Consider the following 22,274-nt stretch of genomic DNA (forward strand, 5'->3'; position numbering starts at 1 on the left):
GCCCTAGGCGGCGAGGGTTCGGACATGCGTCACTTGAGTCCGTGACACGCACTCCTACTCTTCGCCGTCAACGGCGAAAGCGGTGCACCGCCGCTCCTCGCCCGCGTCTGGAAGAAGTCCTGCCATGACCACACACACCGACTCCGGCCGACCTCGCGCACTGGCGAGCGAGCTGACCCGGTTCGAGGCCCTCTCCCTCCTCAAGAGTGTGCCGATGGGCCGCGTGGTCTTCACCCACGACGCCCTTCCCGCTATCCGGCCGGTCAACCATCTGCTCATCGACGACCGGATCGTCATCCAGACACACACCGGAGCCGCGCTGCTCGGCCCGGCCCAGGACGGCGCCGTCGTCGCCTACGAGGCCGACGCGCTCGACCCGGTCACGCGCACGGGTTGGAGCGTCGTCGTCACCGGAGTAGCACGTCTGGTCCAGGACCCGGCCCAGCAGGAAGGCTACGCAACCGCCCTCGTGCCGTGGGTCGCCGGGCCGAAAGACCAGATGGTCAGCATCAGTATCGACATGGTGACTGGTTACCGCATTGCCTGACGCCCCGGCTGCCCTCAGGTTGCTCCACGGCAGCCGGGGGCTGCTTGGGAGTCCACGCCTGGGAGCCGGCCGCAATTGAGCGCTCCCACCAGCCCTTCGCCAGTAGGAGAGGACCCTCTGTTCCCGGGGCGAAGTAGCGGATCAGGGGGTGTGTGCGGCTTCGTAGCTTCGACGGAACCGGTCATATCACCGTGGTCCAGTAGTTCCAGAAGCGTGTGAGGACGAGTACGGCGATGATCACGTACCAGGTCAGCAGCACGATCCAGTGTGAGGCGGTCAGCGCCGCGACGATGGCCTGGCTCCGGCCCGTCACCTGGATGACTTCATGGTTGAGGTTGCGGAGCGTCACGTACCAGAACAGGGCGATGGTGATCACCCAGACGACGGCGCAGTACGGGCAGAGTCGGCCCAGTTCGTACAGGGACTGCTGGATCAGCCAGTGCACCATCACGACGCCGGCCAGAGCGCCGGCGTTCAGGGCAAGCCACAGAGAGCGGTGCAGGCGGCCGCCGGTGAGCAGGACGGCGCCAAAGGCGGTGACGGCGGCGAAGGCGCCCAGGCCCAGGAGCATGTTCGGGAAGCCGAAGATGTTTCCCTGCCAGCTGGAGATGACGCTGCCGCAGCCGACCACCGGGCTGATGTTGCACCCAGGCTGGTAGCGGGGGTTCTTCAGGACCTGCCAGTCCTCGACGGTGAGCTGGAAGGAGGCCAGCCATCCAATGACGCCGATGACGACCATCAGCAGGCCGATGCCCCGGCCTCCTGTAACCGCTGATCGTGGGCCGGGGCCAATATCGGTCGCTGTGGCAGTCACCGTCGTATTCCTCTTCGGACGAGGCGCGGGGGTGCCGGTCATGGGCCGTCGAACAGCGGGGTGCTCAGGTACCGCTCGCCGGTGTCCGGCAGGACGACCACGACGAGAGCGCCTGCGTGGTGCGGATGGCGGGCCACAGTGGAGGCGGCGTACAGCGCGGCTCCGCCCGAGACGCCGGTGAGGATGCCCTCGGTACGGGCCAGCCGCCTGGCCTCCTCCCGTGCCCTGGCGGTGGGCACCATGCGCACCGTGTCGTAGACGTTGGTGTCCAGGACGTCGGGTACGAAGCCGGCACCCAGGCCCTGGACGCCGTGGGGGCCGGGCGAGCCGCCGGAGAGCACAGCGGATTCCGCTGGCTCCACGGCGATCACGGTGATGCCGGGCTTCTTGTCCTTGAGTAGTTGCCCTACTCCGGTGATCGTGCCGCCGGTGCCGACGCCGGCCACCAGCACGTCGATCTGCCCGTCGGTGTCTTGCCAGATCTCCTCAGCCGTGGTGAGGCGGTGGGCGCCGGGGTTGGCGGGGTTGGAGAACTGCCGGGGCATGTAGGCCCCGCCGCGTTCGGCGAGTTCCTCGGCGCGGGCTATGGCTCCTTTCATTCCCTCGGCGGCCGGTGTGAGGATGAGCTCGGCGCCGTAGGCGCGCAGCAGCGCACGTCGTTCGGTACTCATGCTTTCCGGCATGACGAGGGTGATCGGGTAGCCCTTGGCGGCGGCCACCATGGCCAGGCCGACGCCGGTGTTGCCGCTGGTGGGCTCGACGATGCACCGGCCGGGCCACAACTCGCCGATGGCTTCGGCGCATTCGATCATCGCAAGGGCGATGCGGTCTTTGACGCTGCCGCCCGGGTTGGCCGATTCCAGTTTGGCGACCAGCCGGACCGGCAGGCGTTCACCGTAGCGGGACAGTTCCACCAGGGGGGTGCGTCCGATGAGTGCCGTGATCGAGAGGTGTATGCCGGTCATGCCTGTCGTTTCTCCTCGTTGATGAAGCGGGAGGGGCGCGTGATGCGCCCGGGGGTGTGGACGGTGGTGTCGCCGGAGGCTCGGACGGAGCTGTGGGCCGGAACGTCGTGCAGGACCAGCGACTGTGCGCCGATGACTGTGTCGTGGCCTACGGAGACGGGTCCGAGCACGGTCGCGCCGACACCGAGCACGGTGCGGTCGCCGATCAGGGGATGCCGCCTGCTTGTTGTGCGTCCGTGCCACCATCCCGTACCGCCCAGGGTCACGCCGTGGTAGAGCATGACGTCGTCGCCGAGCACGGCGGTCTCGCCGATCACCACTCCCATGCCGTGGTCGATGAAGCACCGGCGGCCGATAACGGCTCCCGGGTGGATCTCGATGCCCGTAAGGAGGCGGGTGAGCTGGGAAAGCGCCCGGGGTAGCAGCGGCACCCGCCACCGGTGCAGCAGGTGGGCGATCCGGTGCGACCACAAGGCCCATAGCCCCGGGTAGAGCACCGCCTCGGCGCAGCTCCATCCGCGCAGTGCCGGGTCTTTGCGGCAGGCGGTGAGAAGGTCTTCCAGGATCATCGACGAGCTCTTCCGTCCCGGGCGGAGGTCACCGGGTCACCTTGCGTGCGGCCGGCTTACGCGGAGCGCGGGCAGGATGCGGGCCGTGAGTCGCGGTGACTGCGGCGGCTTTGCGGCGGTAGACCAGGTAGGGGCGGCGCAGGTAGCCGATGGGGGCGCTCCACACGTGGACCAGGCGGGTGAAGGGCCAGGCCGCGAAGAGCAGGCAGGCGGTCAGGGCGTGCAACTGGAACAGCAGAGGCGCTCCGGTGATGGCCTCGGGCTGCGGTTGCAGGGCGAACAGGCCGCGGAACCAGACCGAGACGGTGGACCGGTAGTCGTATCCGCCGCCGGCGATGTTGTGGACGACGGTGGCGGCGATGCCGAGCAGCACGGTGGCGGAGAGCAGGGGGAAGAGCAGCTTGTCGCTGTGACTGGTCCTGGTGCGGATGCGCGGTGCGAGCAGGCGCCGGGCGCACAGCATGCCCAGCCCCACCACCATCGCGACACCCGCGACGGAACCGAGGGCCACCGCCGCGGTGTGGTAGGCGTGTTCGCTGATTCCGGCTGCACGGGTCCAGGACGTGGGTATGGCCAGGCCCACGACGTGTCCGGCGATCACGGCGAAGGCGCCGAGGTGGAACAGCGGGCTGCCCCAGCGCAGCCAGCGGTGTTCCAGCAGCTGGCTGGTGCGGCTGGTCCAGCCGAACTGGTCCTTGCGGTAGCGCCAGACGTGGCCGACTGCGAAGACGGCGAGGCAGATGTAGGGAACGGCGACCCACAGCAGCAGGTCGGTGCCGTTCACCGAGGTGAGGGGGTTGCTGGAGGCGCTCATCGGCGGATCTCCGAATCCATCGGGCCGGTCAGGGGTGGCATCAGGGTGGGTTGTGCCGGCGGGGGCGGTACGAACGTGCCGGGCGGGGCGAAGCCGGTGCCGCTGTACGGGTCGAGTCCGACGTCCTCGGCCGGCGGGCCCTCGGCGGCCAGCTTCGCCACCGCCTCCAGGTCGGCTGCGCTCGCAGGAGGCAGCAGGGACAGCAGCGCCGCCATCAGACCGCTGTAGGGGGACCGCACATCCGACAAGGCGCGGTGGATCAGTTCCAGGCCGCGCCGGTGCCGGCGCAGCGGCGCCTCTCCGGTGCGCGGTCCGGCCAGCGCGGCGAATTCCAGTACGACGGGCAGGTGGTCGGGGAGTTCACCGCCGTCGGCGCTCCAGCCGGCGGCCCGGTAGGTCTGCGCGAGGGTGAGCAGTGCCATGCCCCGTCGGCGGGTGTCGCCGTGCAGGTAGTAGGTGAGGTAGAGGCTGCTCTTGCGGCGGAGGTCGAAGACCTCCACATAGTGGCTCTCCAGCGCCTCGGCCGGCTGGGCCGCGAACCAGGTGGTGAAGGAGACGAGTTCCTCGTTGGCGGGCGAGGGCGGTAGCGCGTTCACCGCCTTTGTCAGCGCGGGCCGCTCGGCGGCCAGTTCGGCGTCCGGGTACTGGAACAGGAGCGACAGCAGACGCAGCAGGAGTGTGCGCTGTGCGGTCTCCTTGGGGCTGAGGTGCACGCGGCGCCCGGCGGCCGGGCGGATGAGGGTACGCAGGGCGCTCATGCGGCGCCTCCCGCGAGATCGTCGCCCGCCGTGCTCCGGCGGCGCAGGGTGGGAATGCCGAGCATGATCTTGCGCTCCGCGGCGGGCTCCCCGGGGTCGCCGGAGCTTTCGACGGGGCAGCGGTTCTCCATCGCGCTGAGCGCCGCGGCATCTTCCTTGTGTGCGGCGGGGATGACGTACCGGTCGGCGTACTTGGCGATCGCGAGCAGCCGGTGCATGTCCTCGGCCTGTGCGGGGGTGAGCCCCACGCGTTCGAGGGCGGTCTCGTCGCCCTGTTCGCCGAGCGTGCGTTGCCGCATGTAGCTGCGCAGCGCGGTCAGTTTCATCAGCACCCCCGCGACCACCTCGGTGTCGCCGGCGGCGAACAGGTTGGCCAGGTAGTCCAGCGGGATGCGCAGGCGGGTGACGGCGGCGAAGACGTGGTCGGGGTCCTCGGCGTTGCCGCCCGCCTCCCCGACGGCGTCCAGCACAGGGGACAGCGGCGGCACGTACCAGACCATGGGCAGGGTGCGGTACTCCGGGTGCAGCGGAAGGGCGACCTTGTACTCACTGATCAGCGCGCGTACCGGAGAGCGGCGGGCGGCGTCGATCCAGTCCTCCGGAATGCCCGACTCCCTTGCGGCCGCGCGGACGTCGGGGTCGGCGGGGTCGAGGAAGACGTTGCGCTGTGCGTCAAGCAGGTCCTTCTCGTCCGGAGTGGCGGCGGCCTCGCCGACGCGGTCGGCGTCGTAGAGGACGAGGCCGAGGTAGCGCAGGCGTCCGACGCAGGTCTCGGAGCAGACGGTGGGCTGTCCGGCCTCGATGCGCGGGAAGCAGAAGGTGCACTTCTCGGCCTTGCCGGTGGCGTGGTTGATGTAGACCTTCTTGTACGGGCAGGCGGTCACGCACATGCGCCAGCCGCGGCAGCGGTCCTGGTCGACCAGGACGATTCCGTCCTCCACCCGCTTGTACATCGCCCCGGATGGGCACGCGGAGACGCATGCCGGGTTCAGGCAGTGCTCGCACAGCCGGGGCAGGTGGAACATGAAGGTCTGCTCGAACTCGAACTTCACCTTCTCGGCCAGGTCGCCGCCGAGGTTGGGGTCGCCGCCAGCGGTCTCCGACGCGCCTCCCAGGCCGTCCTCCCAGTTGGCGCCCCAGGTGATGGCGGTCGGCTTCCCCGTGAGCACGGAGCGGGGACGGGCGACGGGCACGTCCTGGCCGGCGGGAGCGCTGACGAGGTTGTCGTAGTCGTAGGTGACCGGCTCGTAGTAGTCCTCGATGGCCGGCAGGTCCGGGTTGGAGAACAGGGAGGCCAGCCGCTTGAGGCGGCCGCCGGAGCGCAGGACCAGGCGCCCGCGCCGGTCGAGCATCCAGCCGCCTTTCCAGTGCTCCTGGTCCTCGTAGCGGCGGGGGTAGCCCACGCCGGGCTTGGTCTCGACGTTGTTGAACCAGGCGTACTCGACGCCGGTGCGGTTGGTCCACGTCTGCTTGCAGGTGACCGAGCAGGTGTGGCAGCCGATGCACTTGTCGAGGTTCATCACCATCGCCACTTGGGCCATGACGCGCATGTCAGTACTCCACATCCTGGCTGCGGCGGCGGATCACGGTGACCTCGTCGCGTTGGTTGCCGGTGGGTCCGTAGTAGTTGAAGGCGTAGGTGAACTGCGCGTAGCCGCCGATCAGATGGGACGGCTTGAGCAGCAGCCGGGTCAGGGAGTTGTGGATGCCGCCGCGCTTGCCGCTGACTTCGGTCTTCGGCACGTTCACCGTGCGGTCCTTGGCGTGGTACATGTACACCGTGCCCTCGGGCATGCGGTGGGTGACGACCGCGCGGGCGGCGACGACGCCGTTGCGGTTGTACGCCTCGATCCACTCGTTGTCCTTCACGCCGATCTTCTCCGCGTCGGCGTTGGACATCCAGATCACCGGCCCGCCCCGGGACAGGGCCAGCATGTAGGCGTTGTCCTGGTACTCGGAGTGGATGGACCACTTGGAGTGCGGGGTGAGGTAGCGGACCGTCACCTCCGCACGGCCGTCCTCGCCGAGGCGCTCGTCGCCGTAGTGCCGGGCGGTGTTGAGCGGGGGCCGGAAGACGGGCAGCTGCTCGCCGAGTTCGGTCATCCAGTCGTGGTCGACGAAGAAGTGCTGGCGGCCGGTGAGGGTGTGCCAGGGCTTCTTGTGCTCGACGTTGATGACGAAGGGAGAGTAGCGGCGCCCACCGGTCTCGCTGCCCGACCACTCGTACGACGTGATCACCGAACGGGGCTGGACACGGGTGTCGGCGAAGGTGATCCGCTCGGCCTCCCGCTCGGAGGCGAGGTGCGCCATCTCGGTGCCGGTACGTTTCTCCAGCTCCTTGAAGCCCGCGGTCGCCAGGCGTCCGTTGGTGGTGCCGGACAGGGCGAGGATCGCCTCGCACATGTCGCTCGCCGTGGCCAGCGACGGCCGCCCGTCCGCCACCCCGCCGCGCCGGGCGCCGTTGGTGTGCCGCAGTTGCTCGAGCTCCTGGTCCGGATGGACCGTGACGCCTTTGGTGGTGGTGCCCAGCGCATCGAGGAGGGGGCCGACGGCCCGCATCTTGTCGGCCACCGCCGGGTAGTCGCGTTCGATGGTGACCAGCTTCGGCATGGTCCGGCCGGGGACCGGTTCGCACTCGCCGGCCTTCCAGTCCAAGACGACGCCGCCGGGCTGGGCGAGCTCATCAGGCGTGTCGTGCAGCAGGGGCACGGCCAGGACGTCGGTACGGGTCCCGAGATGTTCCTCGGCGAGTTCGCTGAAGCGGTCGGCGATGGTCAGGAAGGTGTCGTAGTCGGTCCGCGCCTGCCAGGGCGGCGGGATGGCAGGCGTGAAGGCGTGGACGAAGGGATGCATGTCCGTGCTGGACAGGTCGTCCTTCTCGTACCAGGTCGCGGCCGGGAGTACCACGTCGGCGAACAGACCGGTGGAGGTCATCCGGAAGTCCATCGCGACGAGCAGGTCGAGCTTCCCCTCGGGCGCCTCCTCGCGCCAGACCACGTCTTGAGGCCGCCCCTCGGGGGGAGTCTCCTCGGAGCGGACGGCCGCATCCGCGCCCAGCAGGTGGCGCAGGAAGTACTCGTTGCCTTTTCCGGACGATCCCAGCAGGTTGGCCCGCCACACCGTCAGCACCCGCGGGAAGTTGGCCGGGTCGTCCGGGTCCTCGGCGGCGAAGCGCAGGTCGCCGGACTTCAGTCCGTCGACGATGTGCTCGGCCACGGGGCGCCCGGCGGCGGCCGCCTCGTCGGCGAGGTCCAGAGGATTGCGGTTGAATCCGGGGTGACCGGGCGTCCAGCCCATGCGGATCGCCTTGGCCAGGCAGTCGGCGGTGGACTGGCTCTTGAAGCGTCCCTCGCCCAGCGGGGAGGCCAGCTCGTTGGGGCCGAACGCCTCGTAGCGCCACTGGTCGGTGTTCAGGTACCAGTAGGAGGTGCCCGCCATGTGGCGGGTGGGGCGCTGCCAGTCGAACGCGAAGGCGAGATGCTGCAGCCCGGTGACCGGCCGGACCTTCTCCTGCCCGACGTAGTGGGCCCAGCCGCCGCCGTTGACGCCCTGACAGCCGGTCATGGTCGTGAGCGCGAGGAATGCCCGGTAGATGGTGTCGGAGTGGAACCAGTGGTTCGTGCCGGCGCCCATGGCGATCATGGAACGCCCCTGGGTGCGTTCGGCGTTGCGCGCGAACTCCCGCGCGATGCGGGCCGCCTGCACGGCGGGGACGGAGGTGATGGTCTCCTGCCAGGCCGGGGTGTAGGGCTGCGAGGCGTCGTCGTACGACGCCGGCCACGTGCCGGGGAGTCCGGGACGGTGCACTCCGTACTGGGCCAGCATGAGATCGAAGACGGTGGTGACCTGCCTGCCGCCGATCGTGCGGACCGGGACGCCGCGCACGATTACCGAGCCGCCCTCGGTGGGGCCTTCGTCGAAGCGCGGCAGTGCCACGGTGACCGTGTCCTCGGCTCGCTCGAGCAGGCTCAGTCCGGGCACGGTGTCGCCCAGCTCCAGGTTCCAGCGTCCCTCGCCCTCCTCGCCCCAGCGGTGTCCGAGCGAGCCGTTGGGAATCACCGGCTCACCGCTCACACCGTCGGTCAGCACGGTCTTGAAGCGGGCGTTCTCCCCTTCGTCGCCGAGGTCGGCCGCAGTGAGGAAACGATCCGGCACCATGTCGCCGTCCCGCTCGCGCAACGTGATCAGGAACGGGGCGTCGGTGAACCGGCGCAAGTAGTCCTCGAAGTACGGAGTGGAGCGGTCGACGAGGAACTCGCGCAGGATGACATGCCCCATCGCCATCGCGAGCGCCCCGTCCGTCCCCGGGTGCGGGGCCATCCACTCGTCGGCGTGCTTGACGTTGTCCGCGTAGTCCGGGCTGACGGCGACGACCTTCGTGCCGTTGTAGCGCGTCTCGGTGAGGAAGTGGGCGTCCGGTGTCCGCGTCACGGGGATGTTCGACCCCCACATGATCAGATACCCGGCGTTCCACCAGTCCGCGGCCTCCGGCACGTCCGTCTGGTCCCCGAAGACCTGTGGCGAGGCGATGGGCAGATCCGCGTACCAGTCGTAGAAGGACAGCAGGGTGCCGCCGATCAGCGACATGAACCGCGCGCCCGAGGCGAAGGACGCCATCGACATCGCGGGAATCGGGGAGAACCCGGCCACCCGGTCCGGGCCGTAGGTCTTGACCGTGTGCACATGCGCGGCGGCCACCAGCTCGGCCACCTCGTCCCAGTCCGCGCGCACCAGGCCGCCCTTGCCCCGGGCCTTCTTGTACGCGCGGGCCTTCGCCGGGTCGCCGGTGATCTCCGCCCAGGCGGCGACCGGATCACCGAGCCGGCGGCGGGCCTCCCGCCACAGCTTCAGCAGCTTGCCGCGCACATAGGGGTAGCGCACCCGGCTGGGCGAATACGTGTACCAGGAGAACGACGCACCGCGCGGGCAGCCCCGCGGCTCGTACTCGGGGCAGTCGGCGCCGATCGACGGATAGTCGGTCGCCTGGTGCTCCCAGGTGATGATGCCTTCCTTGACGTACACCATCCAGGAACAGGACCCGGTGCAGTTGACCCCGTGGGTGGAGCGCACGACCTTGTCGTGGGACCAGCGGTCGCGGTAGAAGCCCTCCCACTTCGTGTCCCCCGTGCCGAACACCGCGCGGCCGTCCGTGCTCACCTCGCGGCGGTTGAGCAGCCGTCGGCCGGCCAGCGGCCAGCCGCGTGCGTTGCCGGCCGCTTGGGGGCCGGTGTTCTCGTCGTTCTCCATGGGCCGGAACGCTAGTTCGGCGCTCGTACGAGGGACCGGGGCCGAAGCGTCCTGTGCCCCGTGGCCGGATGGCCCCGAAAGGATCCGGCCATGCGGGACCAATGGCCCTTCCCGCGAAGGCCGCCCGGCCCAGGCGGCGCGCGCTCCGGGAGCCGATGCTGTGAGTGACCGAATCGGAGGTACCGATCATGTACGACCGCTCCCGGCCGGCGGATGGCCGCCCCGTCCAGTGTCCGCCGCCCGCCAGGCACGCGGCTCCGACCGGTCGCTGTCAGGCCGCCCGTCGCGCAGCCCCCGTCGGACGGGCGGCCCGACACCTCCCCTTCCACCGATGAGCGGCGGCCGCCCGGTTCGCCGGCAACACCAGGCTGTGGGAGAAAAGCCGTTCATCGTCATCTGGGAATCGACCCGCGCCTGCCCCCTGGCCTGCCTGCACTGCCGGGCCCGCGCGGTTCCCGACCGTGACCCCCGCGAGCTGGACACGCAGGCCGCCAAGGACCTGATCGACCAGATCGCCGCGTTCGGCCGCCCCGCCCCCTTGTTCGTGATCACCGGCGGTGATCCTTTCCAGCGCCCCGACCTGCTGGAACTGATCGCCTACGGCACCCTGTCGGGCGTTCGGGTCGCCGTCTCGCCCTCCGGTACTCCCACCCTCACCGCTCAGAACCTCACGGCCGTGCACGAGGCGGGAGCGGTGGGTCTGTCCCTCAGCCTCGACGGATCCACCGCCGAACTCCACGACGGCTTCCGCGGTGTCCCCGGCGTCTACCGCTGGACCCTGGACGCCTGGGACACCGCCCGCCGGCTGGGCATGAAGGTGCAGATCAACACCACCGTCGCCCGGCACAACCTCGACGACCTGCCCGAGATCGCCGCTTTGGTGCGCAAACATGGCGTCATGCTGTGGAGCGCGTTCTTCCTCGTCCCCACCGGCCGCGGTCGGCAGCTGGCCGCGCTCAGCCCGGAGGAGACGGAGGACGTGCTCAACTTCGTCTACGACGTGGGTCTGTCGATACCGGCGAAGACCACCGAGGCACACCACTTCCGCCGAGTCACCCTGCAACGCGCCGTCCTCGCCTCCAAGGGTGAGGACCATGTTGACGCGCTGCGGCTCGGGCCGCTGTATCGCCGACTCCGCGCTCGGGCCGAGGAACTCGGTCTCACCACAGGTGAGCGCCGGGCCCGCCGCCCCCCGCTGGACGTGAATGCGGGCCGCGGGTTCGTCTTCGTCTCCCACACCGGCACCGTGCACCCCAGTGGCTTTCTCCCCCTCGGGGCGGGCAACGTCCGCACCCGGCCGCTGACTGAGATCTATCGCGAATCGGAGCTCTTCACCGGGTTGCGCGATGCCGAGCGCCTTGGCGGCCGCTGTGGGCGCTGCGAGTTCCGCCGCGTGTGCGGAGGCTCCCGCTCCCGAGCCCACGCTGTCACCGGCGACCCGTATGCCGAAGAGCCGTGGTGCGGCTACCAGCCCGGGTCCTTCCCCTACCAGAGCGAGCTGGCACACCTGCTGGCCGCAGCCACGCCCGGCACCGGCTGACCAAGCGGGAATCCCCGGGGTTGCGGCACATCCCGCTCGCCTCGCAGCTTGCGAAGATCGCGACGTACCGCATCGCATGGCGGGATCTCCTCAACACTTTCTCTGGGAGGTACCGCCATGCCCGTCTCCGTGCGCGTCTTTCGCCGCGACGACCGCGACCAGGTCACCGATCTGGTCAACACCCAGGCAGCTGCGGTGATCCCGGGTGCATCGGTCTCCGTCAACACGGTTCTCACCAGCCTTGAGCGCCGTCCCGACGAGTTCGTCTCCGATGCGTGGGTGGCCGAACGCGTCACCCTGGTAGCGGAGGCCCGGTCACCAGCCTCGGGTAATGAGGGCCGAAGAGCCCTGTCCCCGGGACCAATGCCATCCCACCAGGGCGGTCGCCCGCCGAGAGAATCAGACCGATACCCCGTCCAGCCCGTCGAGAATGGGACTTCCAAGGAGCACGCGTGGTCACCCACTTGCCACCGAGCGGATCAACCGCACCGCCACCCCACCGGTCCGCAGACGGCTCGGGGCTCCGCTCAGGTCACGCGCGCCGGCACCTGATCATCGTCGGCTGGATCACCGCGGCGCTGGTGACCGCAGCCGCCGGCCACAGCTTCCCCGCGGCGCGGTGGCTGACCCTGCACATGTTCCTGCTCGGCGCGGTCACCAACGCCATCGTGGTGTGGAGCGAGCACTTCACCGTCGCCCTGCTCCACGCCCCCGACGCTGATGTCCGGTGGAGCAACGCCCGCCTGGCCGGGCTGAACCTCGCGATCCTCGCCGTACTCGGCGGCATAGCCGCTGACGTTCCCATGCTGACGGGAATCGGTGCCGCTGCGGTCACGGCGGCCGTCCTCGCGCATCTGACGGCCTTGGTGCGCATGGGCCGCCGTGCGCTCGGAGGCAAGCTGGCGCTGCTCACCCACTACTACAAGGCCGCAGCCCTTGCCCTGGTCGTGGGAGCGGCGCTCGGCGGGCTGCTGGCCACCGGATGGGGCGCGGCCCGGCATACCGAGCTCATGCTCGCCCACATTCACGTCAACCTCCTCGGCTGGGTCGGACTGCCGGTCATCGGCACCCTGTTCATGCTGTGGCCGACCGTCCTGCGCCTGCGTATGGAGGACCGCACCGTACGGGTGGCCCGACGAAGCCTGGGTCTGCTGCTTGCCGGTCTCGTTCTGATGACCGCCGGCCTGCTGGCCGGAAGCCGGCTGCCGGCCGCCGCCGGACTCGCGGTGTACGCCGCAGGTCTCATCGACGCGGCCGTCCTGTTCCTCACCACCATGCGACGCCGCGCCCCCCGCTCCCCGGCCTCCGTGATGCTGGCCGCGGCCACCGGCTGGTTCGTCGTCGCCGTCCTGGCCGACTTGGTCCTGATGAGCACCCGGTCCCTGCACCATCTGCACACCGACCTGGAACCGGTCACCTGGCTGCTCCTGGTCGGCATGGTGGCCCAAGTGCTCCTCGGCGCCCTCACCCACCTCCTTCCCGTCGTCCTGGGCGGTGTCCCGGCCGGCCGCGCCACCGTCCAGGCGAGGCTCGATGTGGCATGGCCCGCCCGCGTGAGTGCCCTGAACCTCGCCGTGCCCCTGCTCGCCCTGCCCCTGCCCCTCGCGGCCACCGTTGTGGGATGGCTGCTGGCCGGCGCCGCCGTGGCGTCGTTCACTGTGCTGTGCGCAAGCGTCCTGACCGAACGGCATGCCCCGAGCGATGAGGTCAAACCCCACACTTTTCCCGGCCGGGCGCCACTGGTTGGCGGTGTGGCCGGTGTCGTGCTGACCGTCATGGCGGTCGTTCTGGCCACGACGTCCGGCGGCACGCCCCCGTCACAGGGAGGGGCAGCCGATACGGCCGCTTCCGGGACACGCACCGTCAAGGTAGCGCTGTCCGGGATGCGGGTCAGCCCCGCCAGCATCGCCGTCCCGGCCGGTACCCGGCTGGTGCTGGAGGTCACCAACCAGGACAGCATGCGGCACGACCTGCGCGTCGAAGACGGACCGGGAACACCGCTGCTCGACGGCGGCGACACCGCGCGGCTGGACGTCGGGACGATCACCGCCGACCGCGACGCCTGGTGCACCGTTCCGGGCCACCGCGCCGCCGGCATGACCATGCGCATCTCGATTCAGAACACCGACAAGGCGACGGGCCGGAGCGCGGGTGGGCACGATGGCCACGCCGCCGCTCCTGACACGACCAGCACCGGACTGAACCTGGCCGCCGACTTCACCGAGGGATTCAAGCCCCGCCCCGCAGCCCTGCCGCCCACCGGCGAAGGAAGAATCCACAAACTACGCCTGAACGCGGTGGAGAAGGACATCGAAGTAGCGCCCGGCGTACGCCAGCGCATGTGGACCTTCGGCGGTACCGCCCCCGGACCAGTCTTGCGCGGCAAGGTCGGCGACACTTTCGAAATCACTTTCGTCAACCACACGTCCATGGGACACGGCATCGACTTCCACGCCGGCGCCCTTGCCCCCGACCGCCCAATGCGCACCATCGAACCAGGCGAAGAACTCGTCTACCGCTTCCGGGCCGAGCACGCCGGCGCCTGGCTGTACCACTGCAGCACCGCACCCATGCTCCAGCACATGGGCAACGGCATGTACGGCGCCGTGATCATCGACCCGCCCCACCTGCCCCGCGTGGACCGCGAATACGTCCTCGTCGCATCCCAGCTGTACCTCGGCACACCCGGCAGCAGTAGCCAAGTAGCCAAGATGACCAGCGGCCGCCCCGATGCCTGGGTGTTCAACGGCACCGCCGCCCAGTACGCCAAAGCACCGCTCACCGCCCGCCCCGGCGAGCGAGCCCGCTTCTGGGTCGTCGCCGCCGGCCCCAGCGACGGCATCGCCTTCCACATGGTCGGCACCGTCTACGACACCGTCTACAAGGAAGGCGCCTACCTGCTGCGCGCCGACAACCCCACCCGCGGAGGAGCGCAAGTCCTCGACCTTGCCGCCGCCCAGGGAGGATTCGTGGAAACCCGCTTTCCGGAGGCCGGACACTACGCCTTCGTCGACCACGACATGCGGCATGCCGAATCCGGCGCCCACGGCACCGTCCGAGTAGAGCGATGAACGGCGTGGACGGATGGGTACTCGTACGGTTCGCCCACGTCACCGGCGCGGCCCTGTGGGTCGGCGGACAACTGGCACTCTCACTGGTGATCCTGCCGCTCGCACGGCGCATGCTCACCCCCGAGGCCCGGGGCCGCTTCGTGCAACAAGCAGGCCGCCGCTTCGGGCTGCTCACCGCAGCGGTTTTCCTGCCTGTCCAGCTGACCACCGGGGTCGCCATGGCCTGGCACAAGGGCGTCACCTGGGCAGCACTCGCAGAACCCGGCTACGGCCGCATCCTCGCAGCCAAACTCGCCTTGTTCACCGCGGTCATGGTGGCGGCCGGCCTCCACGGCTGGGCACACGCCCGGAGCCGCACAGAACTGGCCCGAGCACTCGCAGTCACCTCGCTCATCGGCTCCCTCGGAGTCGTCCTCCTGGCAACCGCGCTCCCCGCCACCTGAGACGACAAGGCCCCGACCCAGCAGCCGGGGGCCACAAAGGAGCCACGTCAGGGCCGATCGGCCCCAGCGCCAGCCGCAAGCCCCCTGCGAAGCTGGCATCACCACGTCAGCACATCCGCTGCGACCACCACTCGCAGCGGCACCACCGGGAGGCGACATGCCTGGCACCATCACCGTAGGACTGGACGGAACCGAACACGCCCTGGCTGCAGCCGACTGGGCGGCCGACGAGGCCGAGCGCCGGGGCTCGAGCCTGCGGCTGGTTCACGCCTGGGTCTGGCGCCCCACTGACGCGGTGTACGCAGGCGACCGCGCGGCAGAGGAACGCTGGGTACGCAACGTGCTCAACGAAGCCGAAGCCCGCGTGGCCAAGAGGCACCCCACCCTGAATATCACCACCGAGCTGCTCGTCAACGACCCGGTGCCCGCACTCCTCACCGAAGCCTCACGCGCCGAGATGCTGGCGCTGGGATCCCGCGGCTACGGCACCCTGACCGGCTATCTGATCGGATCCGTCTCGCTGCACGTGCTACGCCAGGCAACCGGACCGGTCATCATGGTCAGAGAACCGAATTCCCCCATGCCACAACAGGCTCCCGAGGTGGTAGTTGGCGTCCAGGAACACGGACAGTCCAGCGACCCCGTCCTGGAGTTCGCCTTCACGACGGCCGCCGAACGCGGAGCAACCCTGCGTGCCGTGTACGCCTGGAGCATCCCGACAGCCCTCGCCTGGAGTCCCGGTTCGCTGTACCTGGCCGAGCAGGCGAATGATCTGGGACAGATCAACAGGGAGGTCCTGGCCGACATCCTCAAGCCGTGGCGCGACAAGTTCCCACAGGTGGAGGTCATCGAGCACTTTGAGATCGGCTCCGCTTCCGAGATCCTGTTGTCCAACATCGGCCGTGCGAACCTCGTGGTCGTCGGGCGCCGCACCCACGAGGCGGGCCTGCGACGACTCGGGCCGGTGACCCACGCTCTCCTTCACCATGCCACCACCCCCGTGGCCGTCGTGCCGCACGACTGATACCCGGGCCAGGGCCGCACCCACTGGCCAGGCACGGTGGGCAGTCCCCTGGTAACAGGATCCACGCGGGAGCTGCACACCGGCCGTGGCCAGAGGGCTGCCAACGTGGCGACGAGGACACCCCGGCGTACGCGATGACGTGCCGGCTATGGAAGATCAGGCGTCGGAGCGCGATGGCGGCCGTGCACCGGGCGTGCGGCGTCAGAACACCGTACGGCGCGGAGCACCGCCCTGGGAGCGGAAGGTTGGCACCGGCGTCTTCGAGCAGGCGGCCGCCGTAGGGGCGACCCGTCTCCTCCGCCAGAGCCCTGATCGACTTCCCGCCTTCACGGCTCCTGGAGCCGGATACGATCCCTTCAGAGTCCTTCGGGACCCCTGGTGACGGACTTCGCAGGACGGCCCGACCCTGCCGGGATAAGGATTCGCCGATCCCGCGCAGGCCCCGGTCCCGGTGGCGCGGGCCGGCCACACCTGCACATCAGCCCGCTTCCCACTCCTGATTCTCGCGGGGTGGGTAAGTGCGGACGAAGGCGGTGGTGACGTGGCCGGGCCTGCACAGTCGGCCTACGAATCCACAAGTTGCAAAATTCTGCAATTCACTACATGCTGTGTTTGTTGTGTTCGCAGGTAGCCGCGGGCACAGCACCAGCCAATACCCCGCTGGCGTGGGGCGATGAAGGGTTTGTGAGTCCGTGCCGGTTCCGCTGTATCAGGCCAAGGCCGAGTTTTTCCGGATGCTGGGGCATCCGGTGCGCATACGCGTCCTAGAGCTGCTGCAGAGCGGTCCGATGCCGGTACGGGACCTGCTCGCGGCGATCCAGATCGAACCGTCGGCGCTGTCGCAGCAGCTGGCGGTCCTGCGCCGCTCCGGCATCGTGACCTCCGCACGGGAAGGTTCGACCGTGGTGTACGCGCTCGCAGGCGGGGACGTGGCGGATCTGATGCGTGCCGCGCGACGGATCCTGACCGAGATGCTGGCTGGGCAGAACGAGCTGCTGGCCGAGCTGCGGGATGCCGAGGTCACAGCCAGGTGAGCATCATTCTTTCCCCGGCTTTGGGCCGGGTGCGTTCTCTGCTGCCCGCCCGCGCCGACCTGAGAGCCATGGGTCATCAGCCGCGCCGCAACCTGCTGGCGGGCCTGACCGTGGCGATCGTGGCGCTGCCGCTCGCGCTCGGTTTCGGGGTGTCCTCCGGGCTCGGCGCGGAGGCGGGGCTTGTGACCGCGGTGGTCGCCGGAGCGCTCGCTGCGCTGTTCGGCGGCTCGAACCTGCAGGTCTCCGGCCCCACCGGCGCCATGACCGTGGTGCTGGTACCCATCGTCGCCCAGTACGGACCGGGCGGGGTCCTGACCGTCGGGCTGCTGGCCGGGCTCATCCTGATCAGCCTCGCGCTGCTGAGGGCAGGCCGGTACATGCGCTACATCCCGGCCCCGGTGGTGGAGGGCTTCACGCTCGGTATCGCGTGCGTGATCGCCCTGCAGCAGGTCCCGAACGCGCTCGGGGTCGCCAAGCCCGACGGCGAGCGGGTGCTGGTGGTGACCTGGCGGGCGGTCGAGGAGTTCGTCAAGGCGCCGAACTGGACCGCCGTCGCGCTGGCGGCCGCGGTCGCCGCATTCATGCTGGTCGGTGCGCGACGGCGTCCCACGGTCCCGTTCTCGATCGTCGCGGTGATCGCCGCCACGCTCGCCGCCCAGCTGTTCCACCTCGACGACGCGGCTCCGATCGGGGACCTGCCCACCGGGCTGCCCGCCCCGTCCCTCGCCTTCCTGGACCTGTCGGCGCTGTCCGCGCTGCTCGCCCCGGCGGTCGCGGTCGCGGCGCTCGCGGCGCTGGAGTCGCTGTTGTCGGCCACGGTCGCGGACGGCATGACGGTCGGCCAGAAGCACGATCCGGACAAGGAGCTGTTCGGGCAGGGGATCGCGAACCTGGCCGCGCCGCTGTTCGGTGGCGTCCCGGCGACGGCCGCGATCGCCCGTACCGCGGTCAACGTCCGCACCGGCGCCTCCTCCCGCCTGGCGTCCCTGACCCATGCTGCCGTCCTGGCCGTCATCGTCTTCGCCGCCGCCCCGCTCGTGTCGAAGATTCCGCTCGCCGCGCTCGCCGGTGTCCTGCTGGCCACCGCGATCCGCATGGTCGAGGTCGGAGCCCTGCGCGCGATGGCCAGGGCCACCCGCTCGGATGCGCTCGTCCTCGTGCTGACCGCCGTGGCCACACTCGCCCTCGACCTCGTCTACGCGGTCATCATCGGCCTGGTGGTGGCCGGCGCCCTGGCCCTGCGCGCGGTGGCGCAGCAGGCCCGCATGGACCAGGTCGACTTCCGCGCCGACCTGCCCGGCGAGCACAGCGACGAGGAACACGCCCTGCTCGCCGAGCACATCGTCGCCTACCGCATCGACGGCCCGCTGTTCTTCGCCGCCGCGCACCGCTTCCTGCTCGAACTGTCCGACGTCGCGGACGTCCGCGTGGTGATCCTGCGCATGTCCCGCATCACCACCGTGGATGCCACCGGCGCGCTCGTCCTCAAGGACGCGATCGACAAGCTCGGCCGGCGCGGCATCGCGGTGATGATGTCCGGAATACGGCCCGCCCAGCGCCAGGCCCTCACCTCCGTCGGCCTCCTGGAGCCGCTGCGCCGCCAGGGCCGCGAGTACGCCACCACCCCGGAGGCGATCGCCGCAGCCCGCGTCCACCTTCAGGGCAGCGGAGTCATCCCCGCCGTCCTGTGCCAGCCACATCGTTCCGCGGTCCAGGAGGTTGCGAAATGACCGCTCCCACCTCCCACCGCCAGATGATCGAGGTCGCCGGCACCGAAGCCCTGTGGCTGCTGGAAGGCGCGCAACAGGGTCGGCTCATCCACGTCCAGCGCGGCAGCGCGCTGGTGCGTCCGGCCGTCCACGTCTTCGAGTACGGCCGCCTCATCGTCCGCGCGCCCGTCCAGGCCACCGCACTGGAGGGCCGAATCGCTCTCACATACGAGACGGACGAGATCCGCACACCGAGCGGCACCGGATGGATGGTGACGGCCACCGGCCTGGCCGAGCACATCGCCGACCCCGATGAGGCCGCCCACTACCGCCGCACCCTAACCGGCTGGGGCCACGGCCCGCACGACAGCCTCATACGCATCCACCCCCAGACAGTGACCGGCTTCCGCCTCACCCACAGCACCGCCGCCCAGGCTCCCGGGCACACTCGGCAGAGGCAGGGCAAAGCGTGATGCAGCCTTCCGACCTGCCGCACCGTCACGTGCTGACCGCGCCCACCGTGCCGGCCTCCGTGCGCCTGGCGCGCCAGACCGCCGAGATGACGTTCGCCTCATGGGGCATCCACGCCGCCCACCCCACCATCGGGCCCGCGCTGCTGATCCTCAGTGAGCTGGTCACCAACAGCGTCCGGCACGCCGCCGCCCTCTCCCCGAGTCTGACCGTCACGTTGGCCGCCGGCGACGACACGCTGGCCTTCGCCGTGCACGACCGCCACCCCTACCACCCCGGCATCGTCACCGCGGCCGGCGGCAGCGGCGGACTGGCCACCATCGCCGAGGTCACGGCCGGCATCGGCGGCACCTGTGTCCTGCGGCAGGACGCCGACGGCGGCGGGAAGAGCGTGTGGACCACCCTCCCCCTGGGACGAACGAAAGAGCAGCGATGACCATCGAGTGGCGCTACACCACCCACCAGAACCTCGGCGTCCTCTCCCTCGCCGGGTTCCTCGGCGCCGACGCCGTGCACCGCTTCTCCGGAGCCATCCACTGGGTCCTGGCGCGAGGCACCGGCCCGGTCATCCTCGACCTCACCGAACTGCGCGGCTGGTCCGCCGGCGGACAGCTCGCCGTCGCCCAGGCATCTCGCGAGCTCACCGCCGAAGGCCGGAGCCTCGAACTCGCCGCGATCCCCGCCGACGGCTCCCTCGTCCCCGACACCACCCATCCGCCGATCCCCGTCCACACCGACCTGCCCACCGCACTCGCCGCCCACCGGCACACGGGGGAACAGGTCAGGGAATGGTGCAGCGACGACTGGCCCGGCCCGCACAACACCGCCGTTCCCGGCCGCATCTGAACAGCAACACCCGCACACAGACAGACAGGCAAGCACAAGCAATGAGCGACATCGTGGTGAAAGACAGCAACGGAACCTCGCTGCAGGACGGCGACTCCGTCACCCTGATCAAGGACCTGAAGGTCAAGGGCACATCGGAAACCCTCAAGCGCGGAACGCTGGTGAAGAACATCCGGCTCACCAGCAACGCCGAAGAGGTCGAGTGCAATACGAAGAAGGTCAAGGGCTTGGTCCTCAAAACGCAGTTCCTCAAGAAAGCCTGACCTCGCGGCTGGTGCTCCCGCCCGGCGGCGGCACCCGGCCTGTTCAGTCGCCGAGCAGACGCAGGTCCGGGCGCATCCGCCGGCCCAGTGCCGCGGCACTGTGCTCGGGTGGGATCTTCCGCTCAGCGGCCAGCTGCAAGAGCTGCCGGGTCCCGCCGCCGATCGTCACATCCGACGCGCGTCAACGGCTGGATTGCCGTGGTCACCGGCGTGGCTCACGGACGGTTCGCACGGCCGTTCCGCTGGCCCAGCCCTTGGGCGGACTGTCGGCCGATGTGTCACTTCTGAGCGTGTTCGCCTACGTAGAACAGGAGCCAGACGAAACCGGCGAACAAGTGGGTAGCGAAGACGTACACGAAGACGCGCAGCATCACACCGCGCTCCTTCCACTTCTCCAGATCCTGCTCCTCGCGCTTCGCGTTCCGCGCCACGTCATCCCTCACAGTCATCAAAATCAGCGGCTCCTGGACAGGAAGCCGGAATGGCACGAGCAGCAGTGCAGTGACCACGCCGGCCGGCGCCGGGCCAACGCAGCACATGTCCGTCGGCCCTCATCAGGAGGCTTCCTGCTCCGCCAGACGCAGCTCGGCCAGCAGTTCCTGCTGGCCGGTCAACAGCACGGACAGGATGCGGCGGGCGGCAGCGAGCAGCTCCGCAACATCACCGCCCGCCAGTTCGTAGACCACCGTCGAACTCTCCCGGGTCGCCCGCACGATGCCCGAGCGGCGCAGCACGGCCAACTGCTGCGACAGGCTCGAGGGCTCGATGTCGATCGCCGTCAGCAGGTCCCGCACCGGCATCGGCCCGTCCTGCAACAACTCGAGAACCCGGATGCGCACCGGGTGCCCCAACATCCGGAAGAACTCGGCCTTCGCCTGATACAGCGGAACCGGAACAGCACTCACCCCTCACTCACCCCATCCTCCATCGCCACCCCATGCTTGCGAGCCACCCGCAACGCGTCCTCCAGCTCATCGGCTGCCAGCGAGACCTCGTAGACGTCATCCGCGTGAGAGGCAGCCTCCAGCCGAGTCCGCGCCTGACGAACCCGCTCCCGCGCCGCCTCAGCGAAACCGCCCACCACCACACTCCATCGCCTGTGGAATTGAAGAACTTTTCACATGGTAAACCCGGTCAGCGGCAGTGGCACCGAGCGGGCCACAGGTGGGACCGAAGGGCCCTTGCGCTCGTAAACAGATCCGGATCAGTGTGGACATACGGGACGCCAGCGGGACGTCCAGTTCGAGTCCTTCGGAGGTGAGGGAGAATGATGCACTGGGACGGCGGCGGCTGGGCCTGGATGGCGTTCATGCCGCTTTTGTGGGTCGCCCTGATCGGTCTCGTCGTGTGGGCGGTCGTACGGCTCACGCACCAGTCGGGCGGCCACGGGAACGGCCCCGAGCACAGGTGGCCGCAGCGGGAGAGCCCGGAGGAGATCCTCGACCGTCGCTTCGCCTCCGGCGAGATCGATGCCGACGCCTACACCGAGGCGCGGCAGCGGCTGGCCGCTCACCGTCCGAGGCCGAGGTGACCTGGCTGCGGGCCCGCTGGGTTCCCCTGGCCGTGCTGGTGAGCGCGCTTTCCGCCCTCATCGCCTCCCTCGTCTGGGTCTCGGGCGCTTCCGGCGGGCCGTTTCCTCACGGGCAGATGACGGAAATCGCGTCTCGTGACGGTCCGGTGCACAGCCTGGCGGACGCCCGCCGCGCGGCAGACCGCTTCGGTGACCGATGGGGCCTGCACGTCGGTGAGGTGATGCGGTTCACCAATGGCTACTACGCCGAACTACTCGATCCCCGAGGCAACGGCGCCACCGAGGTGCTCATCGACCCTGGCAGCGGCACTGTCCATCTGGAGTTCGGCCCCGCCATGATGTGGAACACCGCCTACGGCATGATGCCGGCCCGCGCCGACAGCAGGGCCGCGACGATCGGCCCGGAGCAGGCGTCGCGTATCGCCAACCGCTGGCTCGAAGAACACCGGCCGGGCCTGCGCGCCGCCGAGCCCGAGGACTTTCCCGGCTACTACACGCTGCACACCCTGCGCGACGGGAAGACCGTCGGCATGCTCTCGGTCAACGACCGGACCGGGGACGTCTGGTACCACACCTGGCACGGCCGCTTCATCGAGATGCGAGAACCAGCCGACAGCCAGTAATCCCG

The 22,274-nt window shown here is 69.7% G+C and carries 22 protein-coding genes and 2 pseudogenes; 14 read left to right on the forward strand and 10 right to left on the reverse strand.

The annotated features are described in order from the left end of the window. The first annotated feature begins 124 nt into the window (after positions 1–124). Positions 125–547, forward strand: coding sequence for a pyridoxamine 5'-phosphate oxidase family protein (locus ACH5AF_RS06625; RefSeq protein WP_398900323.1), 423 nt, complete (start codon positions 125–127; stop codon positions 545–547). A 181-nt stretch (positions 548–728) separates the two neighbouring features. Here ACH5AF_RS06625 and ACH5AF_RS06630 read toward each other — a convergent pair whose 3' ends face one another. The 7 genes from ACH5AF_RS06630 to ACH5AF_RS06660 are packed head-to-tail and all read right to left on the reverse strand — an operon-like array spanning position 729 to position 9,714. Next, a complete protein-coding gene (locus ACH5AF_RS06630; RefSeq protein WP_398900324.1) occupies positions 729–1,361 on the reverse strand; it encodes a vitamin K epoxide reductase family protein in 633 nt (210 codons plus the stop codon). A 38-nt stretch (positions 1,362–1,399) separates the two neighbouring features. Continuing rightward, positions 1,400–2,326: a cysteine synthase A gene (gene cysK, locus ACH5AF_RS06635; RefSeq protein WP_398900325.1), complete on the reverse strand. Its 927-nt coding sequence runs from the start codon at positions 2,324–2,326 to the stop codon at positions 1,400–1,402. Then, positions 2,323–2,895, reverse strand: coding sequence for a serine O-acetyltransferase EpsC (gene epsC / locus ACH5AF_RS06640; RefSeq protein WP_398900326.1), 573 nt, complete (start codon positions 2,893–2,895; stop codon positions 2,323–2,325). The genes cysK and epsC overlap by 4 nt, the downstream gene beginning before the upstream one ends. A 28-nt stretch (positions 2,896–2,923) precedes the next feature. Further along, positions 2,924–3,709, reverse strand: a complete 786-nt coding sequence (gene narI / locus ACH5AF_RS06645; RefSeq protein WP_398900327.1) for a respiratory nitrate reductase subunit gamma — start codon at positions 3,707–3,709, stop codon at positions 2,924–2,926. Next, positions 3,706–4,467 carry a nitrate reductase molybdenum cofactor assembly chaperone gene (narJ, locus tag ACH5AF_RS06650; protein WP_398900328.1) on the reverse strand — a complete coding sequence of 254 codons (762 nt, stop codon included), beginning with the start codon at positions 4,465–4,467 and terminating at the stop codon, positions 3,706–3,708. The genes narI and narJ overlap by 4 nt, the downstream gene beginning before the upstream one ends. Next, positions 4,464–6,017: a nitrate reductase subunit beta gene (gene narH, locus ACH5AF_RS06655; RefSeq protein WP_398900330.1), complete on the reverse strand. Its 1,554-nt coding sequence runs from the start codon at positions 6,015–6,017 to the stop codon at positions 4,464–4,466. Before narH ends, narJ begins: the two co-directional genes overlap by 4 nt. A gap of 1 nt (position 6,018) precedes the next feature. Beyond that, positions 6,019–9,714: a nitrate reductase subunit alpha gene (locus tag ACH5AF_RS06660; protein WP_398900331.1), complete on the reverse strand. Its 3,696-nt coding sequence runs from the start codon at positions 9,712–9,714 to the stop codon at positions 6,019–6,021. A gap of 370 nt (positions 9,715–10,084) precedes the next feature. On the opposite strand from ACH5AF_RS06660, the gene ACH5AF_RS06665 reads away from it, so the two are divergent. The 5 genes and pseudogenes from ACH5AF_RS06665 (at position 10,085) to ACH5AF_RS06685 (ending at position 15,792) form a co-directional block, all read left to right on the forward strand. Continuing rightward, the gene (locus ACH5AF_RS06665) at positions 10,085–11,254 is read left to right on the forward strand and encodes a TIGR04053 family radical SAM/SPASM domain-containing protein (RefSeq protein ID WP_398900332.1); all 1,170 of its coding nucleotides are present in this window, start codon (positions 10,085–10,087) and stop codon (positions 11,252–11,254) included. Positions 11,255–11,371: 117 nt separating this feature from the next. Continuing rightward, a pseudogene (locus ACH5AF_RS06670) lies at positions 11,372–11,569 on the forward strand (N-acetyltransferase); the annotation flags it as partial. Between the two features lie 137 nt (positions 11,570–11,706). Then, a complete protein-coding gene (locus ACH5AF_RS06675; RefSeq protein WP_398900333.1) occupies positions 11,707–14,325 on the forward strand; it encodes a multicopper oxidase domain-containing protein in 2,619 nt (872 codons plus the stop codon). A 5-nt stretch (positions 14,326–14,330) separates the two neighbouring features. Next, entirely contained in the window at positions 14,331–14,768 is a 438-nt protein-coding gene (locus tag ACH5AF_RS06680) for a hypothetical protein (protein WP_398900334.1), read from the forward strand. 157 nt (positions 14,769–14,925) lie between these two features. Next, the gene (locus tag ACH5AF_RS06685; protein WP_398900335.1) at positions 14,926–15,792 is read left to right on the forward strand and encodes a universal stress protein; all 867 of its coding nucleotides are present in this window, start codon (positions 14,926–14,928) and stop codon (positions 15,790–15,792) included. Between the two features lie 241 nt (positions 15,793–16,033). Here the strand turns inward: ACH5AF_RS06685 and ACH5AF_RS06690 are convergent. After that, positions 16,034–16,261 (reverse strand): annotated as a pseudogene (locus ACH5AF_RS06690) (helix-turn-helix domain-containing protein); the annotation flags it as partial. Between the two features lie 223 nt (positions 16,262–16,484). Here ACH5AF_RS06690 and ACH5AF_RS06695 point away from each other — a divergent pair. The 6 genes from ACH5AF_RS06695 to ACH5AF_RS06720 all read left to right on the forward strand — a co-directional run bounded on the left by ACH5AF_RS06695 (position 16,485) and on the right by ACH5AF_RS06720 (position 20,115). After that, positions 16,485–16,826 carry an ArsR/SmtB family transcription factor gene (locus ACH5AF_RS06695; protein WP_398900337.1) on the forward strand — a complete coding sequence of 114 codons (342 nt, stop codon included), beginning with the start codon at positions 16,485–16,487 and terminating at the stop codon, positions 16,824–16,826. Positions 16,827–16,894: 68 nt separating this feature from the next. After that, a complete protein-coding gene (locus ACH5AF_RS06700) occupies positions 16,895–18,556 on the forward strand; it encodes a SulP family inorganic anion transporter (RefSeq protein WP_398900460.1) in 1,662 nt (553 codons plus the stop codon). Further along, a complete protein-coding gene (locus tag ACH5AF_RS06705) occupies positions 18,553–19,008 on the forward strand; it encodes a pyridoxamine 5'-phosphate oxidase family protein (protein ID WP_398900338.1) in 456 nt (151 codons plus the stop codon). Before ACH5AF_RS06700 ends, ACH5AF_RS06705 begins: the two co-directional genes overlap by 4 nt. Further along, positions 19,008–19,442 carry an ATP-binding protein gene (locus ACH5AF_RS06710; protein ID WP_398900461.1) on the forward strand — a complete coding sequence of 145 codons (435 nt, stop codon included), beginning with the start codon at positions 19,008–19,010 and terminating at the stop codon, positions 19,440–19,442. Before ACH5AF_RS06705 ends, ACH5AF_RS06710 begins: the two co-directional genes overlap by 1 nt. Next, positions 19,439–19,852, forward strand: a complete 414-nt coding sequence (locus ACH5AF_RS06715) for an STAS domain-containing protein (RefSeq protein WP_398900339.1) — start codon at positions 19,439–19,441, stop codon at positions 19,850–19,852. The genes ACH5AF_RS06710 and ACH5AF_RS06715 overlap by 4 nt, the downstream gene beginning before the upstream one ends. Positions 19,853–19,893: 41 nt before the next feature. Then, entirely contained in the window at positions 19,894–20,115 is a 222-nt protein-coding gene (locus tag ACH5AF_RS06720; protein ID WP_398900340.1) for an alkylphosphonate utilization protein, read from the forward strand. 278 nt (positions 20,116–20,393) lie between these two features. Here ACH5AF_RS06720 and ACH5AF_RS06725 read toward each other — a convergent pair whose 3' ends face one another. Both ACH5AF_RS06725 and ACH5AF_RS06730 read right to left on the reverse strand, forming a co-directional pair. Next, positions 20,394–20,546, reverse strand: a complete 153-nt coding sequence (locus ACH5AF_RS06725; RefSeq protein WP_398900463.1) for a DUF6126 family protein — start codon at positions 20,544–20,546, stop codon at positions 20,394–20,396. A gap of 123 nt (positions 20,547–20,669) precedes the next feature. Next, positions 20,670–21,020 (reverse strand): ArsR/SmtB family transcription factor, encoded by a 351-nt coding sequence (locus ACH5AF_RS06730; protein WP_398900341.1) that lies wholly within the window; start codon positions 21,018–21,020, stop codon positions 20,670–20,672. A gap of 362 nt (positions 21,021–21,382) precedes the next feature. Here ACH5AF_RS06730 and ACH5AF_RS06735 point away from each other — a divergent pair, with 362 nt between their 5' ends. Together ACH5AF_RS06735 and ACH5AF_RS06740 are read left to right on the forward strand one after the other, a co-directional pair. Then, positions 21,383–21,646: an SHOCT domain-containing protein gene (locus tag ACH5AF_RS06735; protein ID WP_398900342.1), complete on the forward strand. Its 264-nt coding sequence runs from the start codon at positions 21,383–21,385 to the stop codon at positions 21,644–21,646. Then, positions 21,643–22,269 (forward strand): hypothetical protein, encoded by a 627-nt coding sequence (locus ACH5AF_RS06740; protein ID WP_398900343.1) that lies wholly within the window; start codon positions 21,643–21,645, stop codon positions 22,267–22,269. Before ACH5AF_RS06735 ends, ACH5AF_RS06740 begins: the two co-directional genes overlap by 4 nt. Positions 22,270–22,274: the final 5 nt, after the last annotated feature.

The sequence above is a fragment of the Streptomyces sp. NPDC018833 genome (assembly GCF_044390825.1).
Taxonomy (GTDB): Bacteria; Actinomycetota; Actinomycetes; order Streptomycetales; family Streptomycetaceae; genus Streptomyces.